At 65.1% G+C, this 21,433-nt stretch carries 21 protein-coding genes, 1 tRNA gene and 1 pseudogene; 16 read left to right on the top strand and 7 right to left on the bottom strand.

Annotated elements, in window-relative coordinates:
• Window positions 1–172 precede the first annotated feature (172 nt).
• Window positions 173–364, top strand: a complete 192-nt coding sequence (locus tag ACVMIM_RS02380; RefSeq protein ID WP_476110167.1) for a hypothetical protein — start codon at window positions 173–175, stop codon at window positions 362–364.
• Here ACVMIM_RS02380 and ACVMIM_RS02385 read toward each other — a convergent pair.
• Window positions 327–1,001 (bottom strand): cysteine hydrolase family protein, encoded by a 675-nt coding sequence (locus ACVMIM_RS02385; protein ID WP_476110169.1) that lies wholly within the window; start codon window positions 999–1,001, stop codon window positions 327–329. The two genes, ACVMIM_RS02380 and ACVMIM_RS02385, sit on opposite strands and share 38 nt — an antisense overlap.
• A gap of 284 nt (window positions 1,002–1,285) precedes the next feature.
• Between ACVMIM_RS02385 and exbB the strand changes: the two genes are divergently transcribed.
• The 11 genes and pseudogenes from exbB to ACVMIM_RS02440 all read left to right on the top strand — a co-directional run bounded on the left by exbB (window position 1,286) and on the right by ACVMIM_RS02440 (window position 13,411).
• Window positions 1,286–2,263: a tonB-system energizer ExbB gene (exbB, locus tag ACVMIM_RS02390; RefSeq protein ID WP_476110170.1), complete on the top strand. Its 978-nt coding sequence runs from the start codon at window positions 1,286–1,288 to the stop codon at window positions 2,261–2,263.
• Between the two features lie 5 nt (window positions 2,264–2,268).
• Window positions 2,269–2,763 (top strand): TonB system transport protein ExbD, encoded by a 495-nt coding sequence (gene exbD / locus ACVMIM_RS02395; protein WP_476110171.1) that lies wholly within the window; start codon window positions 2,269–2,271, stop codon window positions 2,761–2,763.
• A complete protein-coding gene (locus tag ACVMIM_RS02400) occupies window positions 2,760–3,737 on the top strand; it encodes a TonB family protein (RefSeq protein WP_476110172.1) in 978 nt (325 codons plus the stop codon). The genes exbD and ACVMIM_RS02400 overlap by 4 nt, the downstream gene beginning before the upstream one ends.
• 202 nt (window positions 3,738–3,939) lie before the next feature.
• On the top strand, window positions 3,940–5,034 hold the full coding sequence (locus tag ACVMIM_RS02405; RefSeq protein ID WP_476110174.1) for a transporter substrate-binding protein: 1,095 nt from the start codon (window positions 3,940–3,942) through the stop codon (window positions 5,032–5,034).
• Entirely contained in the window at window positions 5,031–5,633 is a 603-nt protein-coding gene (locus ACVMIM_RS02410; protein WP_476110176.1) for an ANTAR domain-containing response regulator, read from the top strand. The genes ACVMIM_RS02405 and ACVMIM_RS02410 overlap by 4 nt, the downstream gene beginning before the upstream one ends.
• Window positions 5,634–5,652: 19 nt before the next feature.
• Entirely contained in the window at window positions 5,653–6,519 is an 867-nt protein-coding gene (locus ACVMIM_RS02415) for an ABC transporter permease (RefSeq protein ID WP_476117071.1), read from the top strand.
• Between the two features lie 13 nt (window positions 6,520–6,532).
• Window positions 6,533–7,453, top strand: coding sequence for an ABC transporter permease (locus tag ACVMIM_RS02420; protein ID WP_476110178.1), 921 nt, complete (start codon window positions 6,533–6,535; stop codon window positions 7,451–7,453).
• Window positions 7,454–7,504: 51 nt separating this feature from the next.
• Window positions 7,505–9,148 carry an ABC transporter substrate-binding protein gene (locus ACVMIM_RS02425; RefSeq protein WP_476110179.1) on the top strand — a complete coding sequence of 548 codons (1,644 nt, stop codon included), beginning with the start codon at window positions 7,505–7,507 and terminating at the stop codon, window positions 9,146–9,148.
• The gene (locus tag ACVMIM_RS02430) at window positions 9,138–10,082 is read left to right on the top strand and encodes an acetamidase/formamidase family protein (protein WP_476110181.1); all 945 of its coding nucleotides are present in this window, start codon (window positions 9,138–9,140) and stop codon (window positions 10,080–10,082) included. The genes ACVMIM_RS02425 and ACVMIM_RS02430 overlap by 11 nt, the downstream gene beginning before the upstream one ends.
• Before the next feature lie 8 nt (window positions 10,083–10,090).
• Window positions 10,091–11,899: an ABC transporter ATP-binding protein gene (locus ACVMIM_RS02435; protein WP_476110182.1), complete on the top strand. Its 1,809-nt coding sequence runs from the start codon at window positions 10,091–10,093 to the stop codon at window positions 11,897–11,899.
• A 101-nt stretch (window positions 11,900–12,000) separates the two neighbouring features.
• Window positions 12,001–13,411, top strand: a pseudogene (locus ACVMIM_RS02440) (multicopper oxidase family protein).
• A gap of 126 nt (window positions 13,412–13,537) precedes the next feature.
• Here ACVMIM_RS02440 and ACVMIM_RS02445 read toward each other — a convergent pair.
• Both ACVMIM_RS02445 and ACVMIM_RS02450 read right to left on the bottom strand, forming a co-directional pair.
• Window positions 13,538–13,717: a hypothetical protein gene (locus tag ACVMIM_RS02445; RefSeq protein ID WP_476110184.1), complete on the bottom strand. Its 180-nt coding sequence runs from the start codon at window positions 13,715–13,717 to the stop codon at window positions 13,538–13,540.
• Between the two features lie 105 nt (window positions 13,718–13,822).
• On the bottom strand, window positions 13,823–13,999 hold the full coding sequence (locus ACVMIM_RS02450) for a hypothetical protein (RefSeq protein ID WP_476110186.1): 177 nt from the start codon (window positions 13,997–13,999) through the stop codon (window positions 13,823–13,825).
• Window positions 14,000–14,252: 253 nt separating this feature from the next.
• Between ACVMIM_RS02450 and ACVMIM_RS02455 the strand changes: the two genes are divergently transcribed.
• Together ACVMIM_RS02455 and ACVMIM_RS02460 are read left to right on the top strand one after the other, a co-directional pair.
• Entirely contained in the window at window positions 14,253–17,288 is a 3,036-nt protein-coding gene (locus tag ACVMIM_RS02455) for an AsmA family protein (protein WP_476110188.1), read from the top strand.
• 186 nt (window positions 17,289–17,474) lie between these two features.
• Window positions 17,475–17,807 (top strand): hypothetical protein, encoded by a 333-nt coding sequence (locus tag ACVMIM_RS02460; protein ID WP_476110190.1) that lies wholly within the window; start codon window positions 17,475–17,477, stop codon window positions 17,805–17,807.
• A 131-nt stretch (window positions 17,808–17,938) separates the two neighbouring features.
• On the opposite strand, the gene ACVMIM_RS02465 is transcribed toward ACVMIM_RS02460, so the two are convergent.
• Window positions 17,939–18,382, bottom strand: a complete 444-nt coding sequence (locus tag ACVMIM_RS02465) for a lipid-binding SYLF domain-containing protein (protein ID WP_040996560.1) — start codon at window positions 18,380–18,382, stop codon at window positions 17,939–17,941.
• 177 nt (window positions 18,383–18,559) lie between these two features.
• A tRNA-Ala gene (locus ACVMIM_RS02470) sits at window positions 18,560–18,635 on the bottom strand.
• A 224-nt stretch (window positions 18,636–18,859) separates the two neighbouring features.
• Here ACVMIM_RS02470 and ACVMIM_RS02475 point away from each other — a divergent pair.
• Window positions 18,860–19,162: a YggT family protein gene (locus ACVMIM_RS02475; RefSeq protein ID WP_476110192.1), complete on the top strand. Its 303-nt coding sequence runs from the start codon at window positions 18,860–18,862 to the stop codon at window positions 19,160–19,162.
• A complete protein-coding gene (locus ACVMIM_RS02480) occupies window positions 19,162–19,473 on the top strand; it encodes a DUF167 family protein (protein ID WP_476110193.1) in 312 nt (103 codons plus the stop codon). The genes ACVMIM_RS02475 and ACVMIM_RS02480 overlap by 1 nt, the downstream gene beginning before the upstream one ends.
• A gap of 3 nt (window positions 19,474–19,476) precedes the next feature.
• On the opposite strand, the gene ACVMIM_RS02485 is transcribed toward ACVMIM_RS02480, so the two are convergent.
• Complete coding sequence (locus ACVMIM_RS02485; protein ID WP_040996492.1) at window positions 19,477–20,358, bottom strand: MurR/RpiR family transcriptional regulator; 882 nt, start codon at window positions 20,356–20,358, stop codon at window positions 19,477–19,479.
• A 7-nt stretch (window positions 20,359–20,365) separates the two neighbouring features.
• Window positions 20,366–21,433 (bottom strand): ABC transporter ATP-binding protein, encoded by a 1,068-nt coding sequence (locus ACVMIM_RS02490; RefSeq protein WP_476110195.1) that lies wholly within the window; start codon window positions 21,431–21,433, stop codon window positions 20,366–20,368.

Here is a 21,433-nt window from a genome sequence, read left to right on the forward strand (position 1 = left end):
AAAAGAATTTTCGGCAATCGATCAAATGTCGCGACCGGAAGCTGCCATGGACCTATCGGGCGGCCCGTGCATTCAGAAAAAAATTTCTCCTCACCATTCCAACAGCCATCCCTGTTTCGTCTTGGTGAGTGCGCCGGGCTTGTGACGCCGGCATCAACCAAGGGGAAAGCAAATGTCGATCCTGTCATCCATCGGGCGCATCGCGACCGAATATGCAGCAACCCGTGCCCGCTACCGGGCAGCGCGGACGCTTTATCTGCTGCCGCTCGACATCCGCAAGGATATCGGCTGGCCGGAACTCGGCGATCCGCGCGATCCCGAGGTCGTCAGTCCGCCCCGTCCGCGAGTCGTGATAGCGCGGTGATGACGGCCGCCGACTCCGCCAGCGCGCCAAAGACGCCGTCCTCGACCGTCACCATATGCAGGGCGGCCTCGTGAGCCCTTTGGTCGCCGCTGGCGCAGGCGTCCGAAATCGTCAGGCACTGGAAGTTGCGGTCGCAGGCCTCGCGCAACGTGGTGTGCACAGAAACATCCGTCGTGCAGCCGGTGAACAGGAGGTGCGTTATGTCCCGCGCGCGCAAAACGAGCTCCAGGTCCGTATAGGTGAAGGCGCTGTTGCAGGTCTTGTCGATGATAATGTCCTGCGGCGTCACGTCGACATCTGCGGAGATCTGGAAGCCCGGGCCGGAGCGCAGCAGGATATCGGTGCCGTCGAGGCCGGCCCGCTTGCGGCGCCATTTTTCGTAAGGCGTCATGTCGGCCATGTCGGCGCGGTAGCCTTGCCTTGTGTGGATGATGGTGAGTCCAGCGGCGCGTGCCGCGCCAATCAGCCGGTTGACCGCCGGCAGGATGGCTCGCAGCGGCGAAGGATCGTAACCCTTCCTGGCGAAGTAGCCGTTCGGCGACAGGAAATCCTCCTGCAGGTCGATCACCAGCAGCGCCGTGCGCTGCGGTTCCAGCCTGCCGTCATAGGGAAAGTCGAAGGGTGTCGCCTTGATCATCGGTCGCCTGCTTTCGAGCGATCCGGAAAAAGTGCATAGCGGTTTTCCGTCCGCAATTGCACACAAAGCTAAAATTGGTTGCTCCATGCGCAGCGTGTCCAGCAACCGACCTGCGGTCCAGGCCCGCAGCGTACCCGAGCGGGTATCGTAAATTGTTGAGCCGCATAGTCATCTTTATAGTTGACTCGCAATGTCATGTTTCATAGTCAACCGGCATGGCCGCTTGGCGTCTTTATGGTATGCCCGGCGGCCACCGCATTGCGATGATGAAGCGAGGACGAGCCTTGTCCCGGAACGGTCTTTTCGCGGCGCTGGCCGCGTCCCTCATTCTTTCCACCGGCATCGCCAAGGCACAAGAACAGCCTGCGACGCAGGCCCAGCAGTCGGCCGCACCCGCCGTGCAGGCTCCGGTCGAGCCGGCTCCGGCAGCGCAGGCACCGGCTGCTCCAGTTCCGCAAACATCGGCGGCGCAGGCGCCCGCTCCCACGCCGGCGGAGCCAAGCGTCCAGCCGGCTCCGAACGGCGCCACGGGCGAAGGGCCTTCCATCTCGCTGACCCTGCCGTATGACCTGTCGCCCTGGGGCATGTTCATGAATGCCGACATCGTCGTGAAGGCGGTCATGGTCGGGCTGGCCTTCGCGTCCCTGGTCACCTGGACGATCTGGCTCGCCAAGTCGCTGGAGGTCTTCGGTGGCAAGCTGAGAGCCCGCCGCGCCGCAGATGTCATCGGCAATGCCGCGACGCTGATGCAGGCCGGCCGGGAACTTGGCCACAGCGGCGGTCCGGGCGCGCTTCTGGTGCGGGCAGCGGAAGAAGAACGGGCGCTTTCGGCCGGCGCGCTCAACCATGCTTCGGGCGACGGCCTGAAGGAGCGCGTCGCCTCCAGGCTTTCGCGGATCGAGGCGGCGGCGTCCAGGCGCATGTCGCGCGGCACCGGCCTGCTCGCCACCATCGGCTCGACGGCGCCCTTTGTCGGCCTGTTCGGCACCGTTTGGGGCATTATGAACGCTTTCATCGGCATCTCGCAGGCGCAGACCACCAATCTGGCGGTGGTGGCGCCGGGCATTGCCGAGGCGCTGCTTGCGACCGCGATGGGCCTTGTCGCGGCCATTCCGGCGGTCGTCATCTACAACGTCTTCGCCCGCTCGATAGCCGGCTACAGGCAGATCCTCGCCGACGCCTCCGCCGGCGTCGAGCGGCTGGTGAGCCGCGACCTCGATTTCCGTACGGTGCCGCCGGCAGCGGCGATCGCGGCGGAGTAGCGGCGATGGCGGCGCGCATTCGCGAGACTTCCGGCGACGATCTCGAGGAAAGCCACGACATCAATGTCACGCCGTTCATCGATGTCATCCTGGTGCTTCTGATCATTTTCATGGTCGCGGCGCCGCTCGCCACCGTCGATGTCGATGTCGACCTGCCCGGATCCACCGCGACGCCGGCGCCGCGCCCCGAGACACCTTTGTTCCTGACGCTGAAAAGCGATCTCACGCTGGCGATCGGCAATAACAGCGTGCCGCGGTCGGCCTTTGCCGGGGTGCTCGACAGCCGCACCAAGGGGGACAAGCAGACGCGCATCTTCCTGCGCGCCGACAAGACCGTGGGCTATGGCGAGCTGATGGAGGTGATGAATCTTTTGCGCGCCGCCGGCTATCTGAAGGTCGCGCTGGTCGGCCTCGAGAGCGCCGGCGGGCAGGCTATGCCAGGAACCGCTGCGACCGGCGCGAACACCGCCTCGGCGCCGGGTGGAAGCGGGGCGCCATGACCGTCACCGCTCTTTCCCAGCCGCGCTTCGGCGCGCGTGAGGCCGGTCTGTGGACGAGCGCGGCCGCGATCATCCTGGCCGCGCATGTGGCGGTCGCCTATGCGGTGCAGAATTTGAGTTTCGCCGACATGCCCGATGGCGGCCCGCCGCCGGCGCTGGCGGTCGAGATGGCGCCGCTGCCCGTCGCGCCCGCCGTGCCGGAAGAGAAGGCGATGCTGGACACGGTGACGCCGGAGCCGCCCGATGCAGCGGAGGAGACGGTAAATCCTGTCGACGTAAAACCGGTGACTGATCCGGCGCCGGTGGCGGAGCAGGCAGAGCCCGTCACCGAACGGCCGTCCGATGCCGACGATGCGCAAGAGGCTGAGGAGGCTCCTCCGGCAACGGTTGCGGCGCTGAGCGAGCAGCCGCCGCTGGACGAGGTCGTGCCCGATCCTGTTGAGGCGATCGCGCCCGATGTCGCCATTCCGCTGCCGCAGCCGAAACCCGTGGAACCGACGATGAAGGCCCAAAAGCCCCTCGAACCCAGGAAAAAGACCGAGAGGAAACCGGTCGAGAAGCCGAAGGAACGCATCAAGAAGGAAAAGGCGGCGCCACCGAAGGCGACGATCACCGCCAGCATCGACGCCAAGACGGCGGCGAAGGCCGCGGCGCCACAGTCCTCGAACGCGGCGCCCCGTTCGAGCGTCAGCCCGTCACGCTGGAACTCCAGCCTGGCGGCGTGGATCAGGCGGCACACCCGCTATCCGAGCGCGGCGCGCTCCAGGCGGGCCGAGGGCACGCCGAGCGTGACCTTCACGGTCGACACCTCCGGCCGTGTGGTCTCGGCCAGGCTGGCGCGATCCTCGGGCGACAGCGATCTCGACCGCGCCGCGCTCGGCGCACTACAGGGCGCGTCGGTGCCGGCGCCGCCGGCCGAACTCGGCGCGCGCGTCACACGCACGGCGCCGTTCGTGTTCAGCCTGCGGGACTAGAGCAGTTCCAGGAAGAGTGTGGAACGGTGAAACGCTCCTAGAGGGCGCGTCCGGCCGCTCAAACTTTCGGGCTTGACTGATGGACGGTAGGGAATAGGGTAGCCAACGAAAATACCGGCTTTGGTTGCCGGGCGGCAACAATGCCTCGTATGCCACGCCTGCCGGCGCTGGCTGCGGGGCCTTTTTCGTTTTGGGACATCGTTTGAAACGGCGTATCGAGATCGGCGTCCTCTATTCGCGGTCGGGGAGCTACCAGCTCATCTCGGATGCCTGCCGCGCGGGCGCGGCGCGGGCGATCGCCGACATCAATGCCGACCGCCAACACGATATCGAGCTCGTTCCGGTCGAGCGCGACCCGCAAAGCAACGCCGACCGATATGCGACGCTCTGCGAGGACATCTTCCGGACCAGCAGCGCCCGCCATGTGATCGGCTGCGTCACCTCCTGGAGTCGCAAGGAGACGATTCCCGTGCTGGAGAAGGCGGGCGGCATGCTCTGGTATGCCTGCCCGTATGAAGGGTTCGAGGCCAACGAGCACGTCGTCTACATGCATGCCTGCCCGAACCAGCATCTGGTGCCGTTGATGGCCCATGTCGCGCCCCGCTTCGGCGCCAACGGCTTCCTGCTCGGCTCGAACTACATATGGGGCTGGGAGATGAATCGCGTCGCGCGCGACCTGATCGCTGACGCCGGGGGCAAGGTGCTCGGCGAACGCTATCTGCGCATCGGCGAGACCGACGTGTCGCGCCTGATCGACGAAATCCGCGTCACGCGGCCGAATTTCATCCTCAACAACCTGATCGGCACCTCGTCCTATGCCTTCCTGGCCGCATATCGCGAGCTGGGGCGCGAGGATGCGGCCTTTAAGCCTGACGCCTGCCCGGTGATCTCGTGCAATCTCACCGAAGGCGAGCTGCCGGCGATCGGCGAAACGGGCAAGGGCCATCTGTCGGCCGGGCCCTATTTCGCGCCGCGTCCGGCCGCCTTCGCCTCGTCCTTCGAGGCCTCCGCCTATGCCTCGGTGCAAGTGATGGCGGATGTGCTTTCCGGCGATCCCGATGCCGGTCCCGCCGAATTCTCGAAAGCCTTCGCCGAACGCCGCTTTGCGACGCGGCTGGGGCCGATCGCCATCGACCCAAACACCCAGCATGCGACGCTGCCGGTGCTCATCGGGCGCATTGCCGACGGCTTCTTCGAGGTGGTGAGCCGCGAGGAAGAGGTGGCGCCCGATCCCTATCTCTCGCGCTACGATCCGGCCAAGACCTTCGGCCATCCGCGGCTCAGGGTGGTGTCGTGAGCCGCGCCGCGCGCATCCCCAATCTCGGCGGCGCCAAGGCCTTCGTGCTGCATCGTCCGCACACCACGGTGCAGGCGATCACCCGGCAATTGTCGGCGATCGGCCTCGAGGCGGCCGAGTGCTGGCCGCATCTGCCGGCGGAGGCGCTGGCGGCGGATTTCGTCTTCTTCGACGCCGATCTCGGCTTCGACGAGCAGTTCCCGTGGAAGCCCGGCGAGGCGCCGATGCCGCTGGTGGCGCTGATCGGCTCGGAAGCGCCGGGCCGCATCGAATGGGCGCTGTCGCACAATGCCGACGCGCAATTACTGAAACCGGTGGGCACCGCCGGCGTCTATAGCGCGCTGCTCATCGCGCGGCAAAGCTTCGAGGCGCGAAAGCGGCTTGCCGGCGAGATCGCGGCGCTGCGCCAGCGCGTCGGCGAGCGCCAGACCATCGTGCGCGCCGTCGCGGCCCTCTCGAAAGGCAGCGGCGACGACCGCGCCTACGCGCAGCTCAGGTCGCTGGCGATGAGCTGGCAGATCAGCGTCGAGGAAGCGGCGCGGCGCATCGTGGCGATGACCGAAGCGGAGGACGGCGATGACCAATCCCATCGCGCCTGACCTTCCGGCGGCCGGCCGGATGCCGGCAAAGCCGCGCGCCGGCGTCTGGCGCCGGCTGGTCAAGCGGCCGCTGGCGCTGCTCGGTCTCGTCATCGTCGCCATCGTGCTCGCCGGCGCCATCCTCGCGCCATGGCTGACCGGCTACGATCCCAACGAGCAGATGTTCGACGGCCTGACGCTTGAAGGCTCGCCGCTGCCGCCGAATGCCAAATTCTGGCTGGGCACCGACCTGCTCGGCCGCGACCTCCTGACCCGCATCCTGTTCGGCGCCCGCACCTCGCTGATCATCGGCATCGTCGCCAATGGCGTGGCGCTCCTGATCGGCACGCTGGTCGGCGTCACGGCGGGTTATTTCCGCGGCTGGATTGGCAGCGCGCTGATGCGCTTCACCGACCTGATGATGGCCTTCCCGGCGCTGCTGCTCGCCATCTGCCTGGCGGCGGTGTTCGAGCCGAGCCTCTGGATCGTCGCCATGGTGATCGCGCTGGTCAATTGGGTGCAGACCGCGCGCGTCATCTACACCGAAACCTCCTCGCTGTCCGAGCGCGAGTTCATCGACGCCGAGCGCACCATAGGCGCGAGTGCGCCGCGGATTCTGATCCGCCACATCCTGCCGCATCTCCTGCCGACCATCATCGTCTGGGGCACGCTCGGCATCTCGACCACGGTGCTGCTCGAAGCCACGCTCAGCTATCTCGGCATCGGCGTGCAGCCGCCGACGGCGTCCTGGGGCAACATCATCTTCGAGAACCAGACCTATTTCCAGGCGGCGCCCTGGCTGGTGTTCTTCCCCGGCGCTGCGATCCTGGCGCTGGCGCTGGCCTTCAACCTGATCGGCGACGCATTGCGCGACATCCTCGACCCGACGCAGAGAGGGCGGGAATAATGGGGAGCCGGTCATGATCGCCTATCTCGGCCGCCGGCTCATCCAGTCGCTGCTCATCCTGCTCGGCGTCTCGCTGATCACCTTCGCGCTGCTCTATCTTTTGCCGGCCGACCCGGTGCGCCAGATCGCCGGGCGCAGCGCCACGCCCGAAACGGTGGAGAACATCCGCCGGCAACTCGGCCTCGACCAGCCCTTCATCGTCCAGTACTGGCACTATCTCAGAAGGCTCATCGGCGGCGATCTCGGCCGCTCCTACATCCAGCGCTCGGAAGTCACCGAGCTGATCGTCTCGCGGCTGCCGGCGAGCCTGCTTCTGATGGTCGGCGCCATCCTGTGCGAGCTCACGATCGGCCTCACCATGGGACTGATCGCTGCCGTCAGGCGTGGCAGCGCCACCGACCAGACCTTGATGGTCGCCTCCTTCGTCGGCGTCTCGGCGCCGCAATTCGTCGTCGGCCTGCTCCTGCTCTACGTCTTCGCCGTCAGGCTCGGCTGGTTCCCGATCGGCGGCTACGGCAGTTGGCGCCACCTCGTGCTGCCTTCGCTCACCATGGGCATTCTCGGCGCCGGCTGGTACGCGCGCATGATGCGCTCGTCGATGATCGACGTGCTGCGCCAGGACTATATGCGCACCGCCCGCGCCAAGGGCCTGGCGCGCGGCGCCATCCTGTTTCGCCATGCGCTGCCCAACGCCATCCTGCCGGTCGTCGCCATGATCGGCATCGACATCGGCGTCTTCATGGGCGGCATCGTGGTGGTCGAAAGCGTGTTCGGCTGGCCCGGCATCGGCCAGCTCGCCTGGCAGGCCATCCAGCGCGTCGACATCCCCATCATCATGGGCGTCACGCTGGTCTCGGCCTTCGCCATCGTGCTCGGTAACCTTCTGGCCGACATCATCGCGCCCTTCATCGATCCCAGAATTAAACTGAGATGAGCATCAAGCTGAGATGAAAATGAAAAACAACCAGAGAAAGGGAACACTGACATGAGACGTTTTCTGGCATCCACCGTGGCCGCGTCGGCGCTTGCGCTGATGCTCGGCATGGCCAGCGCGCGCGCCGACGACGCGGTCGACCCGAACATCAAGCAGGGCGGCGCCATCACCATCACCTACAAGGACGACGTCGCCACGCTCGATCCTGCGATCGGCTATGACTGGCAGAACTGGTCGATGATCAAGAGCCTGTTCGACGGGCTAATGGACTATGAGCCCGGCACCACCAAGCTCAAGCCCGACCTCGCCGAGAGCTACGAGATCTCGCCGGACGGCAAGACCTTCACCTTCAAGCTGCGCCACGGCGTCAAGTTTCACAACGGCCGCGAGATGACAGCCGACGACGTGAAATACTCGCTCGACCGCGTCACCAATCCGAAGACGCAAAGCCCGGGCGCCGGCTTCTTCGGATCGATCAAGGGCTATGACGATGTCGCCGCCGGCAAGGCCGACAGCCTCTCCGGCGTCACCGTGGTCGATCCCTATACGGTGAAGTTCGAGCTGACCCGGCCGGACGCCACCTTCCTGCATGTCATGGCGATCAACTTCTCGCATGTCGTGCCGAAGGAGGAGGTCGAGAAATACGGCGCCGACTTCGGCAAGCATCCGGTCGGGACCGGCGCCTTCAAGCTCGCCGAATGGACGCTCGGCCAGCGCATCGTCTTCGAGCGCAATCCCGATTACTGGCACAAGGGCCTGCCGCATCTCGACAAGATCACCTTCGAGATCGGCCAGGAGCCGATCGTGGCGCTGCTGCGCCTGCAGAAGGGCGAGATCGACGTGCCCGGCGACGGCATCCCGCCGGCCAAGTTCCAGGAGGTGATGAACGATCCCGAACAGAAGGCGCGCGTCGTGGTGGGCGGACAGCTGCACACCGGCTACATCACCATGAACACCACCATGGCGCCCTTCGACAACGTCAAGGTGCGCCAGGCCGTCAACATGGCGATCAACAAGGATCGCATCGTCCAGATGATCAACAACCGCGCGGTGCCGGCCAACCAGCCGCTGCCGCCCTCGATGCCCGGCTACGACAAGGCCTATAAGGGCTACGCCTATGACGTCGCCAAGGCCAAGGCGCTGCTGGCCGAGGCCGGCCATCCCGACGGCTTCGCGACGCAGCTCTTCGCAATGAACACCGATCCCAATCCGCGCATCGCCCAGGCGATCCAGCAGGACCTGGCGGCAATAGGCATCAAGGCCAGCATCCAGTCGCTCGCCCAGGCCAACGTGATTGCCGCCGGCGGCGACAAGGCCGGCGCGCCGATGATCTGGTCGGGCGGCATGGCCTGGATCGCCGACTTCCCGGATCCGTCCAACTTCTACGGCCCGATCCTCGGCTGCGCCGGCGCGGTGCCGGGCGGCTGGAACTGGTCGTGGTATTGCAACAAGGACCTCGACGCCAAGGCCGCCGAGGCCGATTCCGTCGTCGATCCGGCCAAGTCCGCCGATCGCGAAAAGATGTGGAGCGCGATCTACGACAAGATCATGGAGGACGCGCCCTGGGCGCCGGTCTTCAACGAGCAGCGCTTCACGCTGAAATCAGCCCGCATGGGCGGCGCCGACAACCTCTATGTCGACCCGGTCCATATCCCGATCAACTACGACAATGTGTATGTGAAAGATGTGCAGTAACTGCGACTACACCATCCACGGGCGCCATCACCATTTCGGCTGGGACAATTCCTTCGTCCCGGCCGAGCGGGTGGCGCCCGGTTCGACCATCGAGTTCCAGTGCCTGGATTCGTCCGGTGGGCAGCTCAAGGCGGACAGCACGGTCGCCGATGTCGCCAAGCTCGACTTCGCCACCGTCAACCCGGTGACCGGGCCGATCTTCGTCGAAGGCGCCGAGCCGGGTGACGCGCTGAAGGTGACGATCGAGATGTTCAAACCGTCCGGCTTCGGCTGGACGGCGAACATCCCGGGCTTCGGCCTGCTCGCCGACGACTTCAAGGAACCGGCGCTCAACATCTGGAAATACGATGCCGCCTCGCTCGAGCCCGCGCTCTTCGGCAAGAACGGGCGCGTGCCGCTGAAGCCGTTCGCCGGCACGATCGGCAACGCGCCGGCTGAGATGGGGCACCATTCGGTGGTGCCGCCACGACGCGTAGGCGGCAATCTCGACATCCGCGACCTCGCCGCCGGCACCACGCTCTATCTGCCGGTGGAAGTGGCGGGAGCGCTGTTCTCGGTCGGCGACACCCATGCCGCGCAGGGCGACGGCGAGGTGTGCGGCACAGCGATCGAAAGCCCGATGGACGTGGTTATGAAACTCGACCTGGTGAAGGACGCGCGGCTGAAGACGCCGCGTTTCATCACGCCCGGCCCGGTGACGCGCCATCTCGACGCCAAGGGCTATGAAGTGACGACAGGCATCGGACCCGACCTGATGACGGGGGCCAAGGAGGCCGTCAGCCAGATGATCGACCTGCTTGCCGGCCGCTACAAACTCGACCCCGTCGATGCCTATATGCTGGTCTCGGTCTGCGGCGATCTCCGGATCAGCGAGATCGTCGACATGCCGAACTGGGTGGTGTCGTTCTACTTTCCGCGCTGCGTGTTTGAATGAGCGCAGGCGTGGTCGACGAACACGCATATGCCGCTGCAGAGGTGGCCTTGGGGCCGGTGCTCGAAATCACCGGCCTCTCCGTCGGCGTGCGCGGCGACGATGGCGAGCGCGAGGTGGTGTCCGGCCTGTCGCTGTCGCTCAAACGCGGCGAGACGCTGTGCATCGCCGGCGAGTCCGGTTCCGGCAAGTCGATGACGGCGCTGGCGATCATGCAATTGCTGCCGCAGCCGGCCGGCCGCATCGTTTCCGGGACGATCCGGCTCTTTGACAAGGATCGCGGCGCCGTCGAGCTGACGGCCCTCGACGAGCGCCGCATGCGCGACATCCGCGGCGATCGCATCGCCATGATCTTCCAGGAACCTATGACCTCGCTCAATCCGGTGCTGTCGATCGGCCGGCAGCTCACCGAATCGATCGAGGCGCATACCGGTCTTTCCCATGCCGAGGCGCAACGGCGCGCGGTCGAGGCGCTGAAGGCGGTTCGCATTTCCGAAGCCGAAAGCCGGCTGAAACAATTTCCGCACGAATTGTCGGGCGGCATGCGCCAGCGGGTGATGATCGCCATGGCGCTGGCGCTCGAGCCCGACGTGCTGATTGCGGATGAGCCCACGACGGCGCTGGACGTCACCGTGCAGGGCGAGGTCCTTGAGCTGCTGCGCGACCTGCAGCGCCAGCACGGTACCAGCGTCATCCTGATCACCCACGACATGGGCGTCGTTGCCGAAATGGCCGATCGCGTCATCGTCATGCGCAATGGCCGCATGGTCGAGGAAGGCGCCACCGCCGATATTTTCGCGAGGCCGCGGGCGGCCTACACGCAAGAGCTCCTCGCGGCGGTTCCGCGCATCGGTGCGGGCGCGGGGCGGCGAAACACGGCCGAGGCCGAGCGCGCGGCCGGGCAGGACAAGGTGGCGGTGGTGAACGACCTCCATGTCCGCTTCGACCTGCGCGGCGGCTTCTTCGGCCGCGTCAACCGGCGGGTGCATGCGGTCGAAGGCGTCAGCTTCTCGATCGCGCCGAACGAGACGCTGGCGCTGGTCGGCGAATCCGGCTGCGGCAAATCTACCACCGCCAAGGCGCTTGCCGGCCTGGTGCCCTATACCGGCGGCGTGACGATCGGCGGCCGCGAGCTCTCCGGACTTGCCGGCGACGCGCGCAAGGCGGTGCGGCGCGACGTGCAGATGGTGTTCCAGGATCCTTACGCCTCGCTCGATCCGCGCATGCGCGTCGGCGATCTGGTGGCCGAGCCGCTGCTCATCCACGGCATCGGCTCAAGGCAGGAACGCCGCGAACGCGTGGCCGCCTTGTTCGAACGGGTTGGCCTGTCGCCGGGACAGATGGAGCTTTATCCGCATGAATTCTCGGGCGGCCAGCGCCAGCGCATCTGCATCGCCCGGGCGCTGGCGCTCAGGCCGAAGCTGATCATCGCCGACGAGAGCGTGTCGGCGCTCGACGTGTCGGTGCAGGCGCGCGTGCTCGATCTGTTGAAGGAATTGCAGCGCGAGTTCGGCGTCGCCTATCTCTTCATCTCGCACGACATGGCTGTGGTCGAGAACATCTCCGACCGCGTCGCCGTCATGTATCTCGGCCAGATCGTCGAGATCGGCAGTCGCGACCAGGTCTTTTCCAACCCCCGCCATCCCTACACGCGGCGGCTCATCGAGGCAGTGCCGGTTCCCGATCCGTCACGGCGGCGCACCCGCTTTGCCCGGCTCGATCGCGAAATTCCGAGCGCGACCCGGCGGATTGGCGAAACCGTGCCGAAGCTGCTGCTGAAGGATTTCGGCGGCGGACATCTCGCCGCCGTTGCAGATTGACAGGCGTCCGGAGCGGCGATCTGCCCTTTTCGGGAACTGTTTCGGGAACGGCGCGAATGGTGATAAAGCCTGACGCAGCCACTCATCTATTCGGGAATCCAATGCCGGCCCTCACACGCCGCAAACTCCTGCTAGGCGCCGGTGCGGCCGGTGCGGCCGGCATCGGCCTTTCCGCTGCCGGCAAATTTGCCGGCTGGGCGGCGCCGAAGCCCGAATCGCTAATTCTGAAGACCGCGAGCATCGAGGCGCAACTGATGGAGGGCGCGCCGACGAAGAATGTGCTGACCTATGGTGAAGCGGGTCCGCCGCCGGTAATCCGGATGAGGAAGGGCGAGCCGTTTGCCGCACGTTTGATCAACGGCATCGACGATCCGACGACCATCCACTGGCACGGCATCCGCGTTCCCAACAAGATGGACGGCGTGCCGTTCATGGTGCAGCCCTACGTCTATCAGGGCGACCATTTCGACTATGCCTTCACGCCGCGCGACGCCGGCACCTTCTGGTACCATCCGCATTGCAACACGCTGATCCAGATGGGTCACGGCCTCACCGGCGTGATCGTGGTCGAAAACGATCGTGGTCGAAAACCCGAACGATCCGGTCTTCGACGTCGAGATGGTCGTCAACCTGCGCGACTGGCGGCTCGGCGACGACGGCCAGTTCATCGAGCCGTTCAGGCCGCGCGACGCGGCCAAGGCCGGCACCTTCGGCACGGTGCGCACCGCCAATTGGCAAAGCCAGCCGCAATATGACGCGCCGGCCGGCGGGCTGGTGCGGCTGCGCGCCGCCATCACCGACGTAACCCGCATCTATGCCTTCCGCGTCGACGGCGCCGAGGCGGCGGTCATCGCGCTCGACGGCAACCCGGTGCCGCAACGGTTTACGCCTGATGCCTTGCAGCTTGGACCCGGCCAGCGGCTGGAGCTTGCCATCCGCATGCCCGACGAAGAGGGCGCGATCGTCAGCCTGCGCGATGTCCGGGGCACCAAGCCGAAAATCCTGGCGACGCTGCGTTCGGTCGGCAAATCGCTGAAGCACGATCTGCGCGATCTCGGCCCGCTGGAAGCCAATCCCGTGGCGGAAGTCGACCTGACCAGCGCCACGCGGATTCCGCTGGCGCTGAGCGCCACGGCGGAAAACGTCGCGGCCGACAGCATTTGCGGCTCGCTCGGCTACAGTTTCTGGGCGATCAACAAGGTGCCGTGGCCCGGCGACACGTCCGACCCGACCGCGCCGCTCGCCGAACTGAAGCTCGGCCAAAGCTACATCATCGACATGGAGAACCTCACGCCGCACGCGCACCCGATCCATTTGCACGGCATGAGCTTCAAGGTGCTCTCGTCATCGACTAGGGCAGTGCAGCCGCTTGTCTCCGACACTTATCTCATCCAGCCCGACGAGAAGGTGCAGCTCGGCTTCGTCGCCGACAATCCCGGCGACTGGCTGCTGCATTGCCACATCATCGAGCACCAGAAGACCGGCATGACGAGCTATTTTCGGGTGGTGTGAGCGCATTGGCGCAGCAACTCCAGGAAAAGTGTGAGCGGTTTTCCGTCCGGAATTGCGTAAAAACCAGGGAGATAGAGTGATTCGCCGTTTCCTTGAAACGGTGAAACGCTCTAGGACTCCGCCGTGTCAGCGTCCTCCGGGGTGAATGGCGCCGGGTTCCTTTTCGGAGGCCTCGGCCGAAACACGCCGCCCCATATCTCCGCGGGTTTCGGGCGGCGGCGCATCCATCAGGTTTTTGACCTTGGCATTGTTGTGCGCGTGAATGACCGCGCGGCTGAAATGGAGCAGGATTCCAAGCACTGACATTGGCATTTCCTCCATTGAGATGGCTGACATGTCGCTGTCGTATGGCGTGGCGGATCTGGATCAGGAAAAGCCCCTCGCCGCATTGGAACGAAGGGCATGGCTCGCTCAACGCGTGCCGGCGAAGACGATCTGCGCGAGCCGCGCCTTTTCGCGCGTGCCCGGCGCCGCCTCCCAGCCGATATCCTTCTGCAGCTCGGGCGACAGGCTGTTCATAAGGCTTCTGGCTTCGGCGTCGTTATGCTGGCGCATGATGGAGCGGCCGAGATTTCCAAGCATGGACATTTCGCATTCCCCTGTTCCGTTGAGACGGCGTCTGCGCCGTCGGATACGGAATGAATGCGCCCGGTCCGTTTCGCGGCAATGGCGTGGAGGAGAGCCGATCGTTTCCAAACGCGCGGGCTTCGAAACATTTGCATCCGAATGGCTTGGCTATGAGGGCCCGCGGCGAAGCCCGTGATTCGGCAGGATTCAGTCGGGCGCCGGAAGCATGTATGTTTAACGATACTGATTCTTCCGATCATTTTGGCTGGTCGATGTGAGAAAAATCGTCGCTGCACTCACCGTAGCTGTTGTTCTTGTCGTCGGACTGCTCTTCCTTCTGCCCGCTCTTGTTTCAATCGACTGGGTTCGTGCCGAATTGAGCCGGCAACTGTCATCCGCGACCGGAATGACAATTCGGCTGGACGGACCTGTGAGATTGTCGCTGCTGCCCAAGCTAGCGGTGGTCGCGGACGATATCTCGCTCTCGACCGCCACGGGCGACATCGCGATATCCGCTCCGCGGTTCTCGACGTCGATAACGCTGTCGTCGCTTTGGTCGAAAAAGCTTGAGATACAGTCCGTCGCGCTGGCGGATCCGGCAATCGCGCTCGAGGCTTCGGCAAACGCGGCGTCGCCTGCGGAACCGAAGGATGTTCAGGCTGATCCCTTCGCGGCGATTGTCGATACGCTCGAGCGGCTGGCGATCAACCAAGTGACGATAACGAACGGCACCCTTACTTCAGGCGCGTCGGCCGGCAACGCCACAGCGACGGCGATCGACGCCGATCTGAGGGTTCCGGACCTCGACCGGGAGGTCTCGTTTTCGCTGGCCGGCACCAGCGGCGGCCGTCGCATTGAAATGAGCGGAAGCCTTTCCGCCCTGCGGCCTATCCTGAAACGGCTGCCGGCCCAGATCGCCATCGAGGCGCGGCTCGACCCGGCGCCGGTTGCCAAATTCTCTTCACTGCATGCGAGCGGAGAGATTCAGCTCAACGGCGACGGCAGTTATCAGATCAGGGGCGGAAAGTTCGATGTCGGCGACCAGAGCTTCCAGATGGACGCGCTCTTTCAGCCCGGCGCGAGGCACCGCTTCTTCGCCGACCTGGCGGCGAAGCGTGTCGATATCGACGCCTTGAGCGATATCGGAAAGGGTGGTTCCAGCGCCGGCAAGGATTCGGCCGGCTCCGGCGAGCCCGACCTAGCCATGCTGTCTGCTTTCGACGCCGACATCAGCGTTGCGATCGACGAACTGGTCAGCGGCAAGATAAGGGCTTCCGACGTCCAACTCGCCGCAACGCTGCGGGACGGGCATCTCGAGGCAAGGCTGGAGCACTTTGGCCTCGACGCGGGAAACCTCACAGCGAAAGCCTCGACGACTGTCGCTGAAACACCTCCCACCATACGGGGCAATATTGCGAGTTCAGGGCTCGACATCGGCTCGATAGCGAAGCTTGCCGGACAATCCGTGCCGTTGTCCGGCAAGCTGACCGCCGATATGGGGTTCGCTTTTCGCGGACTCACGGCGCAGCGCATCCGCAGCAGCGTCAATCTGCAGGGAACGGTCGGGATCAGGCAAGGCAAGCTTCCGCTTGCAGCACTTGCCGATGCCCGAACGGCCGACGACATCACCGGGCTCAATCTTGACGCGAAGGTTCACGATATCGGCAAACCGGTCGATGTGATGGGCAAGCTCGCCTGGCGGGGACAGGCCGTGACGTTCAAGTCCCAGGTCGCGCCCGCATCCTTTCTGGCCGGCGGCTCCGTTGCCGATGCATCCGGCCCGATCAGCCTTTCGGTTTCCTCCAAATACCTCGAGGGCAGCATAAGCGGCGTTGCCGGCGGCAGCGGCACGTTCAAGGGTCAGGTTTCAGTCACATCGGTCTCGGTCGACAAGCTCATGCAATGGCTGGGACAAGGCGCTTCCCCCGGTCTGCAAGATTTTGCCTTCAAAGGCGAGGTGGACGTCGGGCCAGGGCAGCTTTCCTTTCAGAAAGCCGCTGTTGCCTTGAACGGCGTCAAGGCATCGGGCCAGGGCTCGATGAAACTTGGGGAGCCGCTCAACATCCGGACGTCGCTCAAATTCGCGAAGCTTGACTTCGCGGCGTTCGCCGGCGGCGGCGCGGCCGGGGCGGGCGGTAAGCAGAAGCCGAACGGCGCCACCGACGCGCCGGTCGATCTCTCCTTCCTCAAGGGAATTGATGCCAAGGTGGATATCCAGGCCGACAAGCTCGGCTATGGAAAAGTCTTCGCCGGGCCGGTGGCGACCGCCCTGACGGTGGCGGATGGGAAGGCTCACCTGACCGTGCCGCAAAGCCCCTTCTACGGCGGCACAATTGCCGCGGAAATGACAGCCGACGGCTCCGGCGACGCCGCTTCCCTGGACCTGAACACGGCGATAGCCGGCGCGGCCGCGGCTCCCTCGCTCCATGATGCAGCGGATTTCGACCGCATCGAAGGAACGCTCAATGCAACGGTCGCGGTTTCAGGTTCGGGAAAGACCACGCACTCGCTCGCCCGTTCCCTCGGCGGCAAGGCGGCGGCAAAATTCAGCGACGGCGCCTTCCGCGGCATCGACATAGCGGAGGTCTACAACAATTTGGTCGGGCTGCTTGCCAGTGGCTTCAAGCAGGATCAGGCCAAGAAGACGACGTTCACCGAGCTCGGCGCCTCATTCGGCATCGCGAACGGCGTCGCGCAGACGACGGACATCAGCCTGCTGGGCCCGCTGGTGCGAATGGACGGCTCGGGCAAGATAGACCTCGCCGACCAGACGCTCGACATCCGCCTCAACCCGCGCGTCGTTGCCTCGCTTGCCGGGCAGGGAGGCGACGTCTCCGTGAAGGGCATCGGGGTGCCGATCGTGGTTCAAGGCCCGCTGTTCGCGCCACGCGCCTATCCGGACCTGAGCGCATTGGCTAAAGACCCGCAGAGCGCGCTTGACATGTTGAACCGCTTTGGGCTGCCGACCGGGAAACTCAATCTCGACAAGCTGATCCCCGGCCAAACGGGCTCGAACGGCGACGGTTCCGGCAAGGGAGCGGCGGATCTGATCGGCGATCTTCTGCGCAACGCCGAGCCCCGGCCCAAAGCGCCGCCCGCAGCTCCGGAACCCGCCGTGGCGCCCGACAATGGCAATGCGGAAAACGCTGCGCCGCCGCCAACAAGTTCGGACACCAGCGGCGAGACCGAAGCCGAGGCCGCCACGCCGGCGGCCGAACCCGCTCCCGCCGACGCGCAAGCCGCTCCTGCCTCACCCGAAACGCCGAAGAAAGGGGAAATAGACACGCTTCTCGATCAGTTGGCGAACTAATTCCCGACACGGGGATTAGACAGCGGTCGCTCTCGTGACCTTAGCCTGACGGCTTCGGGCATGCCGGCGTAGCATATGATCTAACGCTCATATGTGCGGCCGAAAATCAAAGTGATCTCGGCCGCCGCAAATCGCCCCCAATCAGGACGTTCTTCCGGCCTTAATCTGCACAGATAGGAGAGGCCGATGAAATTGTCCGTTCTTGCCCTTGCCGGGACCATGCTGGCGGTAGTGCCTGCGGTCCAGGCGGCGCCGATGATCGGGGTGCCGGCCAGAAATAGCCTGGTGCAAGAGGCGCATGTCACATGCGCTTATCTGACCGAGGATGGCTATTGCGTGCGGCCGCACAAGAAGCACAAATACTGGAAGCGCCACCACTACCACCGGCCCGTTTACCGCACCTATGAGCCGCAGCCGGACGAGTATTACTGGCGCTATCAGCGTCCGAGGCCGATTATCCGGGTCGTTCCCGACTACCCGCCGCGGGACGAAGACAATTGGGATGATTGGGACGATTGAGGCCCCTGAGGCCGAAACCAGCCTTTCGCGCGCCAAGCCGGCTGCTTGCGCGCCCCTTGCCTCCCGCGGCCGGCATCCGGCGCCCAGGCAGCGCGTTTTTGCCGGCCCATCTTAAGCGGGCGATGCGCCTTCTACCGCTTCAGCGCAATGCTCATTCCGCTGAGATCGGCATTGACCTGCAGGCCGACCTGCCTGCCGGTGAGCTCGAGCTGGGCGCCCTTGTCATTGGTCATGACGATCACCTGGGCGCCTCTGCCCAGCGCGCCGCCGCCGCCGGCCGCGCCGTAGACGCCCGTCACATCGCTGGCGCGCCGGATGTGCCGCACCCTGCCCTGGAAATAGGTCTTGGACGCGCCGAAGGCGAGGCCGCCCGAGATGCCGCCGATGGAGATCGGATAACGTTTGCCATGAAAAGTCAGCGTGCCCTCCCCGCCGGAGCCGCCGATGAAGAAGGCCGCCTTGTAGACGGAAAAGCGGATCGTGCCGCTGTCGGCATGCGCGGCGCTGGTAATGCTCACGCCCGCGGCCGCGATTGCCGCGATCGCGACGGAACGGAATTTGGATGAAATCTGCATGATCGAAACCTCCTCGGGCATCGCCGCTTACCCAGCCGGCCGGGGCATATCAGCTTCAAAACTATAGCTGAACCGTCTTGCCCCGCCATTGGTTCCAAGCACGCGGCCCGAAATCCTGCGGTCACGAAATGGCGAGCGGGGGAGGCCAAAACCCAATGAGCACATGCTCGTGCTGGCTGGTGGAGCTGAGGGGGATCGAACCCCTGACCTCATCATTGCGAACGATGCGCTCTCCCAGCTGAGCTACAGCCCCGTTCCAGCGGATGGGCTTGTATCGGTCGTGGCCGTTTCATGTCAAGGCGAAAGACCGGGCGAAAGACGGGCCGGCCACAAGCGCCGTGGCCGGGCGGGCCTTGCCTGCTCGCCGCGTCCGCGGGCCTGCCCGCACACCACGGGCGTTGCCTGCACGCCAAGCCCTGCGGGCCTTGCCCGCACGCCAAGCAATGGCTACATGTCGGCGACAATTTGGAGACCGGCATGATCGCCCTCATTCAGACCATCGTCATGGCGCTTGATATCTATTGGTGGATCATCATCGCCTCGGCGATCTTTTCCTGGCTCTACGCGTTCAATGTCGTCAATTCGCGCAACCAATTCGTCGGCAGCGTGGGCAACATGCTCTATCGGCTGACCGAACCGGCGCTGCGCCCGATCCGCCGCTTCATGCCCGATCTTGGCGGCATCGACATTTCACCGATCATTCTGCTTCTGATCATCTTCTTCATCCGGCAGCTCCTGATCACCACCGTCTGGTCCTGGGTGGTGGTGGCCGGCGGCTGATGGGCTCGCCGTTTCGGCTGCGCGAGAACGGCATCGACCTCTTCGTGCGGCTGACACCGAAAGCCGCGCTCGACCGGATCGACGGCGTCGAGACCGCCGCCGACGGACGCAGCCATCAAAAAGCGCACGTGCGCGCCGTGCCGGAGAACGGCGCCGCCAACACGGCGTTGGAGCGAATGCTGGCCAAGGCACTGGGTGTGCCCGCGTCGGCCGTTTCGGTGGCCGCCGGCGGCACCTCGCGGCTGAAGACGCTGCGGGTCATAGGTGAGCCGGCCGCGCTCATGAAAAGCGTCGAGGCACTTTCCAAGTAGCCTTCAATCCCCCAGCGGCAGCTTCGGGTCGTCCACCTTCAGCGTGTTCACACTCTGCTTGATGCGGCGCAGGTTCTCCAGCACCTTCGGCCCTCGCGATTCCGCGACCGTGGTGGCGATCATGTCGACGATGGCCAGAAGCGCGTAGCGCGACGAGGTCGGCTTGTAGATGTTGCCGTCTTCGACCGGCTGCAAAAAGATCACCGTGTCGGCGACCTTGGCCAGGGCCGAGTCCGGCGCCGTGATGGCGACGGTGGCGGCGCCATATTGCTGGGCGACCTCGACGGCTTCGATCACCGAGCGCGCATAGCCCGAGACCGAGAAGGCAAGCAGCGTCGTCTCCGGCGTCGCGACGGCGGCATACATGCGCTGCAGCTGGCCGTCGGTCTGAGCGAGCGCCGAGAGACCCAGCCGGAAGAGCCGGTTCTGCATCTCGGTCGCCATCATCGAGGAAATGCCGCCGGAGCCGATGCAGAGCACATTGCCGGAAGCGGCGATGCGCGCAGCGACATCCATCAGCGTCGTCATGTCGAGATTTTCGCTGGCGCGCTGGATGGCGGCGATCGCCGCCTCGGTAATCGCCGAGGCGATGCGCTGCTCGCGCGCGTCGCGGCTGAGCGGCTCCGGCGACAAATATTGCCCGCCGATGGCGATCGCCTGCGCCAAATAGAACTTGAAATCGCGCAGGCCCTCGCAGCCCAGATTGCGGCAGAAGCGAGTGACCGTCGGCTCGCTGACGCCGACGCGCGCGGCGATCTCCGAGATCGCCGCCTTGGAGGCGAAATCGAGGTCGGAAAGCACCAATCCGGCCAGCCGGCGGTCCGACTTGGTGCCGTCCTGCGACATCAGTTGCAGGCGGGTGATGATGTCGGCCGGGCTCTTCATCGTCTTCTCACAGCGGCAGGCCGGTCGCCTTGTCGAAGAGATGGATGTTGCGCGGGTCGACGCTCACCGGCAGCCGGTCGCCCGGCTTCACCTGCAGCCGATCGCGGAACACGGCCCGCACCGTGTCGTCGCCGACGGAGCCGTAGACATGGGTTTCCGAACCGGTCGGCTCCACGACATCGACCTTGATGGCGAGGGCATCGTCGCCGGCGTCGACGACGAAATGCTCGGGCCGGATGCCCGCCTCGACCGTCTCGCTGCCGGAAGCAGCCGTGCCGGAAAGCGCCAGGCGGCCGCCGCCGCTGGTCTCGAACCAGGACTTGGCTCCGGCGGTCTTCAGCGCGCCGGAGACAAAGCTCATAGAAGGCGAGCCGATGAAGCCGGCGACGAACTTGTTGGCCGGCCTGTCGTAGAGCTCCAGCGGCTGCCCGACCTGCTGAATGCGGCCGCGGTCCATCACCACGATGCGGTCGGCCATGGTCATGGCCTCAATCTGATCGTGGGTGACATAGACGATGGTCGATTTCAGCCGCTGGTGCAGCGCCTTGATCTCGGTGCGCATCTGCACGCGCAATTGCGCGTCGAGATTGGAGAGCGGCTCGTCGAACAGGAACACCGACGGCTCGCGCACGATGGCGCGGCCCATGGCGACACGCTGACGCTGGCCGCCCGACAACTGCCTTGGATAGCGATCGAGATAGGAGAAGAGGTTAAGCACGCCCGAAGCCTTCTTCACCTTGTCGTCGATGGCGTCACGAGTCTCGCCGCGGACCTTCGGGCCGAAGCCGATATTTTCCGAAGCCTTCAAATGCGGGAACAGCGCATAGGACTGGAACACCATGGCGATGTTGCGCTTTTGCGGCGGCAGGTCGTTGGCGCGCGTACCGCCGATGACGAGGTCGCCGGAGGTGATCGTCTCCAGCCCCGCCAGCATGCGCAAAAGCGTGGACTTGCCGCAGCCGGACGGGCCGACCAGCACGACGAACTCACCGCTTTTGATTTCCAGGTTGACGTCCTCGAGAATTTTGTGCTGGCCGAAGGATTTCGACAGGTCGCGGAACTGGACGTCGGTCAT

It is taken from the genome of Mesorhizobium sp. USDA 4413 (genome assembly GCF_056280365.1).